The 14931-nt window shown below is 60.5% G+C and carries 8 protein-coding genes and 3 pseudogenes; 10 read left to right on the top strand and 1 reads right to left on the bottom strand.

The annotated features are described in order from the left end of the window. The first annotated feature begins 103 nt into the window (after positions 1 to 103). From M0D69_RS37620 to M0D69_RS37600, 5 genes are all read left to right on the top strand, one after another. Positions 104 to 2050, top strand: coding sequence for a non-ribosomal peptide synthetase (locus M0D69_RS37620; protein ID WP_301786882.1), 1947 nt, complete (start codon positions 104 to 106; stop codon positions 2048 to 2050). After that, positions 2047 to 6279: an amino acid adenylation domain-containing protein gene (locus M0D69_RS37615; protein WP_301786881.1), complete on the top strand. Its 4233-nt coding sequence runs from the start codon at positions 2047 to 2049 to the stop codon at positions 6277 to 6279. Before M0D69_RS37620 ends, M0D69_RS37615 begins: the two co-directional genes overlap by 4 nt. Positions 6280 to 6571: 292 nt before the next feature. Continuing rightward, on the top strand, positions 6572 to 7768 hold the full coding sequence (locus M0D69_RS37610; protein WP_301786880.1) for an aminotransferase class V-fold PLP-dependent enzyme: 1197 nt from the start codon (positions 6572 to 6574) through the stop codon (positions 7766 to 7768). Between the two features lie 107 nt (positions 7769 to 7875). After that, on the top strand, positions 7876 to 8754 hold the full coding sequence (locus tag M0D69_RS37605) for a PhzF family phenazine biosynthesis protein (RefSeq protein ID WP_301786879.1): 879 nt from the start codon (positions 7876 to 7878) through the stop codon (positions 8752 to 8754). Between the two features lie 801 nt (positions 8755 to 9555). After that, the gene (locus tag M0D69_RS37600) at positions 9556 to 10176 is read left to right on the top strand and encodes a 4'-phosphopantetheinyl transferase superfamily protein (protein ID WP_301786893.1); all 621 of its coding nucleotides are present in this window, start codon (positions 9556 to 9558) and stop codon (positions 10174 to 10176) included. Positions 10177 to 10337: 161 nt separating this feature from the next. Here M0D69_RS37600 and M0D69_RS37595 read toward each other — a convergent pair. Continuing rightward, positions 10338 to 11156: pseudogene (locus M0D69_RS37595) on the bottom strand (Tn3 family transposase); the annotation flags it as partial. Between M0D69_RS37595 and M0D69_RS37590 the strand changes: the two are divergent. The 5 genes and pseudogenes from M0D69_RS37590 to M0D69_RS37570 all read left to right on the top strand — a co-directional run. Next, positions 11156 to 12277: pseudogene (locus M0D69_RS37590) on the top strand (tyrosine-type recombinase/integrase); the annotation flags it as partial. The pseudogenes M0D69_RS37595 and M0D69_RS37590 sit on opposite strands and share 1 nt — an antisense overlap. 212 nt (positions 12278 to 12489) lie before the next feature. Continuing rightward, a pseudogene (locus tag M0D69_RS37585) lies at positions 12490 to 12978 on the top strand (IS3 family transposase); the annotation flags it as partial. Positions 12979 to 13325: 347 nt separating this feature from the next. Continuing rightward, positions 13326 to 13724 (top strand): antitoxin Xre/MbcA/ParS toxin-binding domain-containing protein, encoded by a 399-nt coding sequence (locus tag M0D69_RS37580; RefSeq protein ID WP_301786878.1) that lies wholly within the window; start codon positions 13326 to 13328, stop codon positions 13722 to 13724. Between the two features lie 49 nt (positions 13725 to 13773). Further along, a complete protein-coding gene (locus M0D69_RS37575; protein WP_301786877.1) occupies positions 13774 to 14244 on the top strand; it encodes an RES family NAD+ phosphorylase in 471 nt (156 codons plus the stop codon). An 84-nt stretch (positions 14245 to 14328) separates the two neighbouring features. Beyond that, a complete protein-coding gene (locus M0D69_RS37570; protein WP_301786876.1) occupies positions 14329 to 14616 on the top strand; it encodes a hypothetical protein in 288 nt (95 codons plus the stop codon). Positions 14617 to 14931: the final 315 nt, after the last annotated feature.

The following is a 14931-nucleotide window of genomic DNA, read 5'->3' as shown; positions in this document are numbered from 1 at the left end:
TAGACCGGCGCGGTGCGTCGGCGGCGCGTTAATTTCCACCGCGCGGGGAACGCGCCTGTTTCCCCGCGCGATCCGTTTTCTGAGCGACTAGAGAGGTCTGCCCGTGGACTGCAACCGATTGACGGAACGCATTGCCGGTTTTAGTGGCCGGCACATTCACTTTTTCGATGACGACGGCGCTCCGTGCATGCTGTCGTTTCCCGCGTTCGCGGAACGCGCGCAGCAGATCGTGCAGCGCTTGCGCGACGCGGGTTTGCAGCGCGGCGAGCGCGTCGGCATTCATGCGGCCAATTCGGTGCATTGGCTGACCTGGGATCTTGCGTTACTGCAACTAGGCTGTGTGATCGTCGCGCTGCCCGACGAGATCGTGCAGCACTACGGCACGGCGGTGTTCGACGTGTTCGGCTTGCGACTGGTCGTGCTCGGGACGACCGGGCGGTCGGCCCAGTTCGAATCGTGCGCCAACGTCACGCCGGTCGATCCGCGGGCGCCCGGTGCGATCGAATTGCGCGCGCCAGCTGCGACCGCGCAGTTCGACGAACGCGGCTCGGACGCCTGCGCACTGGCATTCTCGTCGGGGACGTCGGGCGTGCCGAAATGCCTCGTGATCAACCGGCGCGGCATCGAGTGGGACGTCGAGCATTACATGCCGGTGTTCTCGCCTGGCGGGTCGGACCGTCTGCTGCTGTTCATGCCGCTCACGCAGCAGCAGCAGCGTTTGCTCGCGTACGCGGCTTACTGGCACGGCGCGTCGATCGTGCTGATCGCACCGGAGCGGCTATTCGATGCGTTCACGACGTTCCAGCCGACCTTGTGCCTCGCGCCGCCGTTGCTTTACGAAGGCATGCACGACCGCTTTCTCGGCAAGCTCGATACACTGTCCGCCCCCGCCTCATGGGCGCTGGCGCAATTGCGCAGCGCGCTCGCCGCCGCGCCGCAAGCGCTGGCGGCGCCGTTGCGGCGGCGGCTCTTCAAACCGGTCCATGCGGCGCTCGGCGGCAAGATGCGCGTGCTGGTCACCGGCATGGCGCCGATTCGCCGCTCGACGCTCGAATTTTTCGCCGAGACCGGGCTGCGGCTTTACGAGGCCTACGGGCTGAGCGAAACCGGCGTGATCGCGTCGAACACGCCGGCGGATCAGCGCATTGGCGCGGTCGGCAAGCCGGCGCCGGGCTGCACCATCACGATTGCGGAGGACGGTGAAATTCAGGTGCAGCGCCAGCAGTTGCAAGCGCTGGGCTATTTTCTGCCGCAGCAGGGCACGGTCGACTGGTTCGAGCGAGACAAGCCGCTCGGCACCGGCGACATCGGCGAATTCGACGCAGACGGTTTCGTGATGCTGCGTGGCCGCAAGAAGGAAATTCTCGTGACCTCGCAGGGTTACAAGATTCATCCCGAAGTGGTCGAGGCGCGGCTCAACGAGGCCGCTGTGATCGTGCGGTCGGTGGTGTTCGGCGACGCCCGCAAGCATCTGGGCGCGGTGGTGGTGGTACGCGGTGACGTGACGGCCGAGCGTCGCGCCAGCGTCAACGCGGAAATCGATCGCGTGAACTGCACGCTGCTCGATACCGCGAAGATCGCCGACATCGTCGTGACCAACGACCCGTTTACGCCGCAAAGCGGCTTGCTGACCGCGAACCTGAAGCTGAACCGGCGCGCTATCGAAGCGCGCTACTTTCCATCATGGGCCGCGGACGACCGCGGCGGGCGGGAGCGCAAGGCGAATTCCGCCGCCCAGCCGGTCACACCGCCGGCCACGCTCGCGCCGGCCGACGTCGATTTCGTGCAACTCGTCAAGCAGGCGTGGGAACACGTGCTCGATATCGGCACGATCGACGTCCACGCGAATTTCTTCGAAATCGGCGGCGACTCGCTGTGTGCGATGCGCGTGATATCGCGGTTGCAAGGCAAGATCGTCACCGCGCTGCAGCCGTCCGACCTGTTCATAGAACCGACCATCCATGCGATTGCCGCGCAGTTGACGGCCGAGCGCCACACGCTGGCGAAAGCGGCTGCCGCCGCGCCGAGCTACGAGGAGGGCGTGTTATGAGCGTGTTGCATCGCGAGATCGTCGAGTTGCTGCTGGACGGCGCGGCGCTATGGACGGCCGACGGCCAGATTCGCTTTCGCGCGCCGCCCGGTGTGATGTCCGCACCGCGCGCCACGTTGCTGCGCGAACACAAGGCGGCGCTGCTCGCGTACCTCGACGCGCGCGGCGCGACCACCGACGCGCCGCTGGATGCGTCGCGCTGGCCGGCGTCCGGCGAGACACGCGCGCCGTTGACGACCGCGCAGCAGGAGATGTGGCTGGTCGAACAGATCGGCTGCGGCACCGCGTACAGCATGCCCGCCGCGATCGACTTCGACGGTGTGCTCGACCTCGCCGCGCTATCAACGAGTCTCGATGCGCTGCGCGAGCGGCATGCGAGTTTGCGCACCCGCATCGTCGAGACCGGCGACGGTCCGCAACAGCAGATCGATCCGCCCGGGCCCACCGTGCTCGACGTGTTCGATCTGTCCGATCTCGACGCGCACACGCAGCAGGCCGAAGCGGAACGCATCGCGCTCGACTGGGCGCGCGCGCCGTTCGATCTGGCCAGCGCCGCGTTGCTGCGGGCGCGGCTGGTGCGCCTTGCCGACGAGCGCTACCGTCTGCTGCTCAATCTTCATCATCTGGTAGCGGACGGCTGGTCGATGGCGGTGCTCGCCAACGATCTGACTGCGCTGTACCGCGCGGCCGTCTCCGGCACGCCGGCGGCGCTCGATCCCCCGACTGTGCAGTACGGCGATTACGCGTGGTGGCAGCGCGCGCGCGCCGCGCGCCGCGGCTGGGAGCGGCAGTTGCCGTACTGGCGTGAGCAGTTACTGGACGTGCCCGCGACGCTGAACCTGCCGCACGATTTCACACGACCGGCACAGCGCGATTTCGCCGGCGACGAGGTGCCGTTCGCGCTCGACGCGGCGACCACGCAGCAACTGAAGGCGCTCGCCCGCACGCACCAGACCACCGTGTTTACGACGCTGCTCGCTGCGTTCCAGATCGTGTTGTCGCGCTGGTCCGCTCAGGACGATCTGGTGATCGGCGTGCCGACTGCGGGCCGCGAGTCGCCGCAGGCATCGCTGCGCACGGAACAGATGATCGGCCTGTTCGTCAACATCCTGCCGGTGCGCGCGAGATTCGCCGACGACGACACCTTCTGCACCGCGCTCGACCGCGCCAAGCGGGGCGTCGAAGGGGCGTTCGCGCATGGCGACGTGCCATTTTCCGAACTCGTCGGGTTGTCGAACGTGCCGCGCGACGCGTCGCAGCAGGCGTTGACGCAGGTGGCCTTCGTGTTCGAGAACATGCCGCGTGCGCGCCTCGCGTTGCCAGGTGTCGAGATCGAACAGCGGCGTCTGCGGACGACCACGTCAAAGTTCGATCTCACGCTGTTCGCCGGCGAACAGGACGACGCGATCGACGGCTACCTCGAATATTCGACCGGACTGTTCACCCGCAGCACGATGGCGCGTTTCGTCGACAGTCTGCAGCGCTTGATCGTCGCGACGGTTCGTGAGCCCGGCCTCAGCATCTGGCGGCTGCCACTGCTGCCGGCCGATGACGACGCATCGCTGGCGAGCTGGCACGGCGAGAGCGTGCCCTTTGATGCAACGCGCCGGCTACCTGACCTGTTCGACGATCAGGTACGTCGCGACCCGCAGCGCGTTGCGCTGATCACGGATGACGAACAGATCAGCTACGGCGAACTCGATGTGCGGGCAAACCAGCTCGCGCGCTATCTGCAGCGACGTGGCATCGGGCCCGAAGCGGTGGTCGGTGTGTGCGTCGAACGGAGCCCGGCGATGATCGTGGCAATGCTGGCGGTGCTGAAGGCCGGCGGCGCATATCTGCCGCTCGACGCAGCCTATCCGCGCGAGCGCCTGAAACTGATGGCCGATGACTGTGGCGCGGCGCTGATCCTGGTGGGCGACGAGCTTGGTGCTTCGCTGGTCGGAATCGGGAGTTGTATGTCACTCGGAACGATCGCCGACGAGGTGGCGCGCGAAGACCCAAGCGTACCGCCGTCGACAGCCACCGCGCGAAACCTCGCGTACATCATCTATACATCAGGTTCGACAGGGCGTCCGAAAGGCGTGGCGATCGAACATCGCAATGTGCTCGCGCTGCATGCGTGGGCGGTGCGCGAATACAGCGCCGATGAACTGTCGAATGTGATCGCGTCGACGTCGATCTGTTTCGATATCTCGGTCTTCGAGATTTTCGTACCGCTGATGAGCGGCGGGGCCGTGACGGTCGCGGCCGGTCCGCTAACATTGCCGAGAGCCGCTGCGCAGGCGCGCATCCTGAATACTGTGCCTTCAGCGGCGGCACATCTGCTACAGTCAGGCGCCATTCCGGCGTCGATCACGGTCGTCAATGTGGCTGGCGAACCGCTCACACCGCGACTGGTGGCGGCGCTATACGACGGCACGTGCGCGAAACGCGTATACAACCTATATGGTCCATCGGAGGACACGACATACTCGACGTTCGCGCACGTGCCAACCGGTGTGGACCCGGTGCCGATTGGGCGGCCACAGCCGAACACTCTCGCCTATGTGCTCGACCGCTACTTGCAACCAGTGCCCGCCGGCGTGACCGGCGAGCTATATCTGGGCGGCAGCGGCGTTTCGCGCGGCTACTTCGGGCGCCCCGAGTTGACCTCGCAGCGCTATATCGACAATCCGTTCGGCACCGGCGGCCGGTTGTACCGGACCGGCGATCTCGTGCGTTTCGGCGCGGATGGCCAGCTTTATTGCCTCGGCCGTTGCGACGAACAGATCAAGCTGCGCGGTTTCCGGATCGAGCTCGGCGAGATTGAGGCGTCCCTCGTGACGCACCCGGATGTTGAGCAGGCGGTGGTGGTCGCGCGTGATGCGGCGAGCGGCGAGGGGACGGACGGCTCCCACGGCGGGGCGGCGGTCGAGCGCTTCCTCGTGGCCTATGTGGTGCCTGCAGGCGGCGCGCAGATCGATTCGGAGCGCTTGCGGCGTCATCTGCGCGCATCGCTGACCGAGGCGATGGTGCCCGCCGTGTTCATGGCCATCAACGCATTGCCGAGATTGCCGAACGGCAAGCTCAACCGGTCGGCATTGCCGGTGCCGTCAAGGAACAAGGCGCGCACCGCCTATGCGCCGCCAATCACCGAACTGCAAAAAGCAGTCGCCGCGATCTGGGCCGAGGTACTGGGCGTCGGGGAAGTGGGTGTACATGACGCGTTTTTCGAATGCGGCGGACATTCGCTGAAAGCCGCGCAGGTGATCCATCTGATCGGTCAACGGCTGGGCGTGACCTTGTCCCTCGCCAGCATGTTCCGCGATGCGACAGTTGCGCGGCTGGCGGACGAAGTGGACGCACGGTTGGCGGCGGGACGGCGCCCGTGCGCACCGGGTGATACTGACAGTAACCCATGCGTCGTACTGCTCCGCGAGCGCAAGGAGAACTTCGATGACCAACGCATCGGTAGTCTGTTCTTGCTGCATCCCGCCGGCGGCAATCTGTTCGGCTACGTGGAACTGCTACGTCATCTGCGTTTCGGCGGCCGCATCTTTGGAGTGCAGCGGCTGGACCTCGCGGCCGGCGATGCACCTGAGCTGCAAACCGCAACGGTTCTTGCCGATCGTTACGCGAGCGCAATCGGTGCAATCGATACGGGCGGCGGGTGCCATCTGCTTGGGTGGTCGTTCGGTGGACTGCTTGCGCATCTGGTGGCCGCGCGTCTAAGCGCGGCGAACGTGACAGTACGCTATGCGGCGGCGCTCGATACCTGTCTGCCTGATTCACCATCGGCATCGCTGCTCGCGACCCTCGAAGCCTGCGACGGTAGACCCGTGCATCAAGCGCTGGCGAAGTTTCCAGCCGACCTGGTCGAGCGCGTTCGAGCCATGGCAGAGATCGACCGATCGGCGCATGCGGGCACAAGTACGCAGCCGGTTCAGGAATCCATACGCGAAGATGTGCTGTCGCCGATCGCCGCCGCATATATCGCGGACGTATGGGCGATGTATGTACATGTTGGTCGCCGCGGATTCGAGGGATCGCTCGCCGCGCTGAGCCATCGTTATTACGCGAGCCGGACCGTCGCGCAGGACCGCTTCGCGCAGGAGCAGGTGGCGGCGCAAACAGCGCGCGTGTTCGAAGGAGACCACTTTTCGGTGCTGCGTCCCGAGACTGCGGCACTGCTTGCAACTTGGATCGACACCGATCTGTCCGATGTGCAAGCTGCGGCGCTCGCTTGATCCGGCGCAGGTCATTACGATTGGCATATGGGACGGCCATGGGGTCGTCCCTCTGCGGGCACCGCCCGGCATGCGGGTTCGCAACGGGCGGTCCGGGAAGTTGAGGTTATGAGAGGAGGAGAACACCGACTCGGCCGAATTCGCGGCTCGCGCAGTCGTAGTTCGCCTTGGACTTGCCGCGCCCGCTGCCTTCCGCGCCCCGGCGTGAGTCGCGCCACTGCGTGGCCGTCCAAGTGGAAGCCGTTATCTCACTTACAAAAGTGTGAACCCAACTCGCGTCATTGGAACAACTATGTCTTCTGCTCTCTCGCTTGCTGTCGTGAATGCGCTGCGCGCCCGCACGCCCGGTGCACATAGCACCACACATTTCAACCATGCCGGTGCCTCGCTGCCGTCTTCGGCTACGCTGGAGGCGATTCACGCTCACCTTTGGCGCGAAGCCACCGAGGGACCGTCGGAAGCCGGCGTAGCCGGACGCGAACAGACTGAGCGAGCGCGCACGCTCGCGGCGCAACTGCTGAACGCCCGACCAACCGAGATCGCCTTGACCACCGGCAATTCGCCCGGCTGGGGTGCCGCATTCGCCGCATTGGGCCCTTGGAGATCAGGCGAGCGCATCCTGGTCGGGCGCCACGAATGGGGTGGCAATCTGGCTGCCATGCGCCTGACGGCGCAGCGTACCGGTGTGACGATAGAAGAAATTCCGTCCGATTCTTGCGGCGCAGTGGATCCGCGCGCGCTGGAGGCTATGCTCGACGATCGGGTGCGCTTGATTGCGCTAACCTGGTTGCCGGCGAACGGTGGACTTATCAATCCCGCCGCGGCGATCGGGCAGGTTGCGCGCCGCCACGGCATTCCATACTTCATCGACGCTGCGCAGGCGGTGGGGCAACTCCCTGTTGATGTAGTCGAGGTGGGTTGTGACGTTCTGAGCGGTGCGGGCCGTAAGGCACTGCGTGGTCCAAAAGGTACGGGCCTGTTGTATGTACGACAGGATTTTCTATCCCGCTTGACGCCGGCATTCGTTGACACGCGATCTGCGCCGCTGAACACGAATGGCGAACCAGTCTTACGAGACGACGCTGTGCGTTTCGAATCGGCGGAAGCATCGCTGGCGCTGCATTGCGGACTCGCTAATGCGCTGCAGGAGGCGTTGGAGATCGGGGTTGAGAATATTCGCGCACGGATCGACAGCATCGCACAGGCATTGCGTGTGGAACTGGCTAGGATCCCCGGCGTGACGTTGCTGGATCAGGGCCTTGAACGTTCCGGGCTGGTAGCGTTCAACGTAGCGGGTCTGGACGCCGTATATGTGCAGCGCAATCTGGCGGTTCAAGGCGTCGTGATCGGCAGCAACGGCTTCAACTACACGCCGTTGGATATGGAGTCCAGAGGACTTAAGCAGATCGCGCGTGCCTCGGTAAGCTATCTGACCACTGAAGCAGAGGTCGGCAGATTACTGGATGGAATACGAGCGCTGGTAATTTAGGGATCAAGTGGCGCTCGAGCGGACAAATGTCATGGCGGTATAGTCGCTGAAGCTATAGTTTGTTCTTATCTGCTAACAACGACTGCCACCCACATTCTGGAGAATTGATGCAAATCGATGTGCACATCGTAAAAGCCTTTCTTGATGGGGGGAGTGGTGGCAATCCGGCTGGCGTAGTAACTGACGCGAACATGTTGACGTCGGAGCAGAAGCTGGCTGTCGCCCAACGGGTTGGCCTCTCCGAGACGGCCTTCGTCTCAACATCGGAACGGGCCACGATCAAACTGGAGTTTTTCACGCCTGCCCGACAGATTGCTCATTGCGGACACGCTACGATCGCCACGTTTTCTCTGCTGCGCGAGCTAGGGAGCGTAGACGACGGGCGTCTTTCGAAAGAGACAGTCGATGGCGTAAGGAATGTCCTCGTAGACGGAAAGATGGTTTTCATGGAGCAGAGGGCACCCCGCTACACCCGGGTTGCGGCGACGTCCAAACTGGCAGGTCGCGTAGCGGCATCGCTACGCCTCTCCCAACCGCAGATCGCTGTGGGAATCGATCCATTTGTGGTCAGCACAAGCAACCCATTTCTCCTCATCTCGATGCCGGACGAGCAGTCTGTAGCGCAACTGCGACCGGACTTTGACCGGGTGGAACAGGTTAGCAACGAGCTGGATCTGATCGGCTACTACCTGTTCTCGACGACGACCAAAGTACCAGGCCGCCACGCGGGCGCACGCATGTTCGCTCCGCGGTTTGGAATAGTCGAGGAGGCGGCAACGGGAACGGCCGCCGGGCCGCTTGCGTGCCTTCTATACGACCACATGGGGATCAAGGAGAGGACGCTTCTAATCGAGCAGGGGCAACTGATGGAGTCCCCGTCGCCGAGCATTATCGAAGTTCGCCTGGAAGTCGGTGACACTGGAATCTCCCGGATTATGGTTGGAGGTACTGCCAAGATCGAATCGTCGGTCAAAGTGGAAATGTGACTTTCGCGGCGTTGAAACAGGAGAAGCCTACGCCGGTTTTGAAGCGCGGCTGTTTAACGGCTTGTCCTGTCGCGATCAGGCCCGCGGTGTATTCCGGCCAGTTCCTCACGCGGTGGAAGCCCTAGGGCTCGCGTGTCTTGCTTTCGTCCTTGCGTATCTTCCTAGCCAAAAATCGAGAAGCTACTCAGTGCCACAAAGAGTTGATAGGGGCAATGACTCGACCGTCGCGTGTAAACGGTAGCTTCGCACGCAACGCTCAGATTTATGTAACAACGCTATTGGGAGTCAGAGATTTGGGCCGTGGGGGATTTTCTCTACCAGTACTTCATCGCGCTGTTCGCGCGGAGTTATTGTCAAATGTGGTGTTTGGGAAGTTCGGCAAGGTTAGGCAGCAAGCGGTTGCTGAGCCGGTGTACCGTCGGTCACCGGTAGGGCGAATACAAAAGTTGTGTGTCGAGAAGTATCTAAAATGCCGTATTGCGGAAGCTACCGCTTGAGAGCTATCGAGAGTGCTAACAACTCTGGCGCTTAACGCATCCAAAGGTGTAGCAGCGGTCAGGAAACAACGTGGAGGTTGGTCGGCGTTGCTTGGAGCGCATTTGATCGACCTATTTCTGCTATCTTGACTCAAGAAAAATTGATCCGAAGTTCTTAACGAACTCAATAGTGAAGAATATGACATTCACTCCTACGTCGTCGCGCCTGGCGGCACATGGACGCTGGCCGAACGACGTGGACGTCTGGCATGTCCACATCCCCAGTGGACTGACGGGCTGGCCGTCAATGGAACTATATTTGAGCGTGGACGAAAGGCTTCGCGCTGCCCGTTTCATGCGCAATCAGGATCGATTTCGCTTCGCTGCTACGCGTGCAGCCCTGCGTGCGCTGTTGAGCAAACGAACCGGAAAACCCGAGGATACCTTGCGATTCAGTCTCGGTCAGTATGGAAAACCTGTACTTGATGGCCATCCGCAGATTTCCTTCAACGTAACACACTCAGGACAACACGCTTTAATTGCTGTCTCAGACTCGCGGCGGGTCGGCGTGGATGTAGAAGTCATTGATCCATCGATTCGCTGGCGAGAGCTTCTCGACCTTGTCTGCAGCGGCGTAGAGCAGCAGACGGTCGTCTCTAGCTCAAAGGATTCGCAGCCTCAACTTTTTTTCCGATGCTGGACGGCGAAAGAGGCATTGCTCAAGGCTGCAGGTGTCGGGCTCACCGAGGGTCTTTGCGGCATTACGCTGGATCTTCTATCCCCAGGCGGGCAATGGCGGTGCGATCAGCCAAACGAGGACCTAGGCACTTTCCTCTTCCAGTTTCATTGGCTTTCCGAAATTCCTGATTGCATCGGCTGTGTCGCGTTCGAAAAAAGCACATCGCAAGTTCATGACGGCGTGTCAGGCGACGGATCATACTTATGATAGTAAGTATACCTACGGAATCTGAACGTGCCGCGCTGAAACAAAAAGGAGAGGCTTCCAAAGCGAATCACATTTGTGCAACGAACGCACTAGGGCATTGTCAGGTTGCTGGGCTAGTCACGTAAGATGGGGCGGCTTCGGAAAAAGGAATTTAAAGCACGCTAAGCATCCCGCGACTGACGAAGAGGCCTAAATTTTCCTTGTTCTGGCTTCTGATTTCTTAGCCATAGGTAATCTCCCGCGAGATTGATGTGCTCCCAACCCAGCGGCGATAGGTATGTCAACAAATCGTCGCCGACTAACATGCCTTTGGCGTGCAATGCTTGAACGGTTCGCTCTAGGTAGACTGTGTTCCACAAGACGATCGCCGCAGTAACCAGATTCAAGCCGCTGGCTCGAAATCGTTGTTGCTCGAAACTGCGGTCCCGGATTTCGCCAAGGCGGTAAAAGAACACGGCACGCGCCAGCGCATTGCGTGCTTCGCCTTTGTTGAGTCCCGCGTGCACGCGCCGGCGAAGCTCAACACTTTGTAGCCAGTCGAGGATGAACAGGGTCCGTTCGATGCGACCGAGTTCACGCAACGCCACCGCCAACCCATTCTGACGCGGGTAGCTGCCCAACTTTCGCAACATGAGCGATGCCGTCACGGTTCCCTGCTTGATCGATGCGGCAAGGCGCAAAATCTCGTCCCAGTGTTCGCGAATACATTTCTCGTTGATTGTGCCGCCAATCATTACCGCAAGTGCGGGATAGTTGTCACGCTTTCCCGGAACGTATAGCTTCGTGTCACCAAGATCGCGGATGCGCGGAGCGAACCGATATCCGAGGAAATGCATTAACGCAAAGACATGATCGGTGAATCCGTTCGTATCGGTGTAATGCTCTTCGATCCGTAAATCGGATTCGTGATACAGCAAGCCGTCCAGGACGTATGTCGAATCTCGCACGCCGACGTTGACGAGTTTCATATTAAAAGGCGCGCCTACCCCACGAGCTCAACGGTTCGCAGGGCAATTTCCGCGCGCCGCTTCACACGTGCACGCTCAATGCGACGAATGATTATCAAGCGGTGCAGGCGTGGCTTGCGCTGCATGAAACTCCCGCTACGCAACGCGCCTATCGCAAGGAAGCGGAGCGGCTAATCTTGTGGGCGATTGTCGAGCGCAACCGGGCCTTATCGTCGCTTACCACCGACGATGCGATCGCATACCGTAATTTTTTGCGGCGGCCGACACCCCGTGACAAATGGATCGGACCGTTACGAGCCCGCGATTCGGCAGAGTGGCGCCCGTTCGTAGGGGGCCTATCGGCGCGCTCGAGCGCGTATGCGTTGTCCGTGCTTGGCGCGCTGTTTCGCTGGCTCATTGAGCAGCGTTATATGCTCGCCAACCCCTTCGCTGGCGTTAAGGTGCGCGGTAATTCGGGGGTCGCGATGCTGGACACCTCACGCGGCTTTACCGAAGGCGAATGGCTGTTGATACGCGCGCTCGCCGACGGACTCGAATGGTCGTATGGTTGGGCGGCTCCGGCCGCCCAACGACTGCGTTTCCTGCTCGATTTCGGGTACGCCACGGGTTTGCGCGCAAGTGAACTTGTCGGCGCGACTCTGGGCAACATCAAGACAGACGAACATGACGACCACTGGCTCCATTTGGTTGGCAAAGGAACCAAGGCAGGCAAAGTGGCCCTACCACCGCTGGCGCGCACGGCGCTTGATCAATATCTTCTAGGCCGTGGGCTATCGGTCACACCAGCGCGTTGGAATCCAAAGACCCCGTTGATCGGAAGTCTCGAGCAAGATTCCACAGATGGCATCACGGGGGCGCGCCTCTGGCACGTCATGCGGCGGTTCTTCTTGCAAGCAGCTGATGTGATCCAGGCTGAGCAACCGGTGACGGCCGAAAAACTAAGACGAGCAAGTCCACATTGGATGAGGCATTCACACGCTACTCATGCCCTGGCTCGTGGCGCTGACCTAACAAGCGTGCGCGACAACCTTCGTCATGCATCCATCGCAACGACATCGGTTTACCTTCACAGCGACGAGATTAAGCGTGCGCGGCAGATCGGCGCAGCTTTTGCCGCGCGCACATCGCCGTAACGACGGCACCAATCGGCTTAGCGTGCTTTAAATTCCGTTTTCTGAAGCCGCCCCTACATCGCATGCGGCGAGGCGCGGCGAACCATTGAGTCGCGCTACGACGAAGTCGCCTTTGCTATGAGCAGCACTTAAATGGAGAGCCGGATGCATCGAGAGGTGCAAGTCCGGTTCGGAGAGGAGAGGCAGGGAAATAGTTCGACTACGCCCTGCCTCTTACTCTACTTTGGACCGACGAGGGCTGGCTGTATCTGGCTATCGTTCTGGACCTGTTCAACCGCGAGGTGATTGGCTGGTCGCTCAAGCCACGCATGACGGCAGACATTGTGACGGACGCGTTGACGATGGCCTGGTTTCGCCGCCAACCGGCTGCGGGCCTCATGCATCACTCGGATCGGGGTAGTCAATACGCCAGCGACGCTTTCCAAGACAAGCTCAAAAAATATGGCATGACGTGCTCGATGAGTCGCAAGGGCAACTGCTGGGACAACGCCCCCACTGAGAGCTGGTTTAACAGTTTCAAAAACGAGCGGTTTCATGGAGTGCGCTACGCGACACACGCCGAAATGAAGGCGGCCAGCTTCGAATACATTGAAATCTTTTACAATCGCAAACGGCAGCATTCGACGCTTGGCTACAGCTCACCAATCCAGTATCTCGACCGCTGGATCAGTGAACAAAATCAGGATGAATGGGCCGCATAAAATCCGCCTGCTGGAAGACGAAATATCGAGGGAACCTCAGTGCGTGGAGTTCTCGCTTGTTGCGACGCCACGGGATCGAGTTACCTGTGACGAATGTCGTTGGTAAAGATGTTCGTCGCGCACATGCATAAATTTAACATAATGTTAATTATCAATTTTAAGTAACTGAGTACTTGCTAAAATCATTGCACGCGGATGCACCTGATTTTCGGCGTTTAAACGCTGGCTGATCCCGCGGCTTAGCGTCTCCTCGTGCGCATCGGCACGCCGGCTCCAGATACGGCCGTGCGGCTTTGTGCGATTAAGCTGCTATAATAGTGCAAATATTGTGCACCACGGAGCTGAAAATGGACACATCACTCTCCCAAGCTGCCGGTCATCGCGCCAGCTTCGAACAGTTCATGGACTCCCTTCGTGACTCGGACTCGCCGGCGTTGTCTGCGCGTGCATTCGGACAAGCGCTGAAAATTGACCTGCAAACATTGGCTCAGCAAGCCCACGTACACCGAAACACGATCAGCCGGGCACCGAGCTCTGAGGGCGTGCAACGGTTCTTGCGCGAAGCGGTACGGGTCCTTCGAGCCGCAAGCGATGTTTCCGGCGACGTTGAGCGCGCGATGTTTTGGTATCGAAACGAGCCTCTGCCTGTATTTGGCTATAAGACCGCCGAACAGCTCGTCTCCGATGGGCGGGTTGACGATGTGATCCGCTATGTTGTGTCGCTTGAAGCGGGCGCTGCTGGATGATTGTCACTCAGCTTGACCGCATCACCGCCTACCGCGTTCACGCGCCAAAGTGGGCTTCAATGCCGCTCAGTGGCGCTGGCGCGGCTACCCACGGTGGCCCCCCGTCAATAGGCCCGGGGTAGAAGCGCTTTACCTCGCACTGGATCTACAAACGGCCATTGACGAATACAAACAGGTCTCGACGCTGCTGCCACCAGGTACGTTCGTGACCTATCAGATTAGCGCTGCACCGATCGTTGATTTTCGTGAAGGGTTTAACGCGCGCGAATGGGATCCGCTCTGGGAGGATTTCTATTGCGATTGGCGCGCGTTGTGGTTTAACAATCGGATTGAACCGCCCAGTTGGGTGCTCGGCGATTTGGTGCTCAGTGCCGGGGCCAAAGGCGTTCTTTTCAATTCACGCCTAGCCTCAACGGGCATCAACCTCGTACTCTACCCGAGCGCATTTAACGAGGCCGATACAATGTCGGTGTTTGATCCCGCCGGCGCGCTTCCGAAAAACCAAACGTCGTGGCAATAATCTTCCTTGATCTTGGATCGCCCCAGTTGGCATTTCCTCAAAACGCCGATGCGCGTCGTCGATCAATCAAGTTGAGAGGGCTCTGTGAACAAACTGGCCGATGAGTTGACCCAAGTTCTCGCGGAAGCCGGCGAAGGGCTCAAGGCACTACAGGAGGACGTCATCACGACCGGCTTCGATCCGGACGACCCGGTGAGCGTCGAAGCCGCCATTCAGCACGTGGAAGACACGATCGACGCGAAGGTTGCGCGTTTTTACGGCAACGCGTTGGTTAGGGACGCGGCGAACCAGATCAAAGCCGAGTGTCGCGCGAATATCCTCCAACAGGTCGAGACCGCGGACACGCATCGCGGCGCGCGGACTCTGCATTAATCAATGGCGGCCGTTCCGAAATTAACGCGCGATACAACGCGCGCCACGACCAACTGAGTGCCGAGAGAAAAGCCGCCGAGGAATTAGGCTCTTCCATAAATTTTGCGATTTCATTCGGGAAGCTTTGCTTAGTCGCTAGACTTTCCGAATGCGTCCCTGAGGACTGAGTTCACAAGCTTGGAAGTCACGCCTTCTCACGCTTAACAGGCTGCGGAAATACCTCACCCCGAAGTCACCCAAAAGGTCAGTTCAAACGTTGTTAAACATGGCGACATAAATATTGCAGCATTATATGATTGACTGGTTACTCTTTTG

The organism is Caballeronia sp. SEWSISQ10-4 2 (assembly GCF_030464885.1).
Taxonomy (GTDB): domain Bacteria; phylum Pseudomonadota; class Gammaproteobacteria; order Burkholderiales; family Burkholderiaceae; genus Caballeronia.
Note: the sequence above shows the minus strand (reverse complement) of the source record. Positions and strands in the feature narration are given on the sequence as shown.

What these genes read in the sequence shown, in the direction of transcription:
- M0D69_RS37615 (WP_301786881.1), top strand. Translation starts at nt 2,047, where the DNA reads ATGAGCGTGTTGCATCGCGAGATCGTCGAGTTGCTGCTGGACGGCGCG.
- M0D69_RS37610 (WP_301786880.1), top strand. Translation starts at nt 6,572, where the DNA reads ATGTCTTCTGCTCTCTCGCTTGCTGTCGTGAATGCGCTGCGCGCCCGC.
- M0D69_RS37605 (WP_301786879.1), top strand. Translation starts at nt 7,876, where the DNA reads ATGCAAATCGATGTGCACATCGTAAAAGCCTTTCTTGATGGGGGGAGT.
- M0D69_RS37580 (WP_301786878.1), top strand. Translation starts at nt 13,326, where the DNA reads ATGGACACATCACTCTCCCAAGCTGCCGGTCATCGCGCCAGCTTCGAA.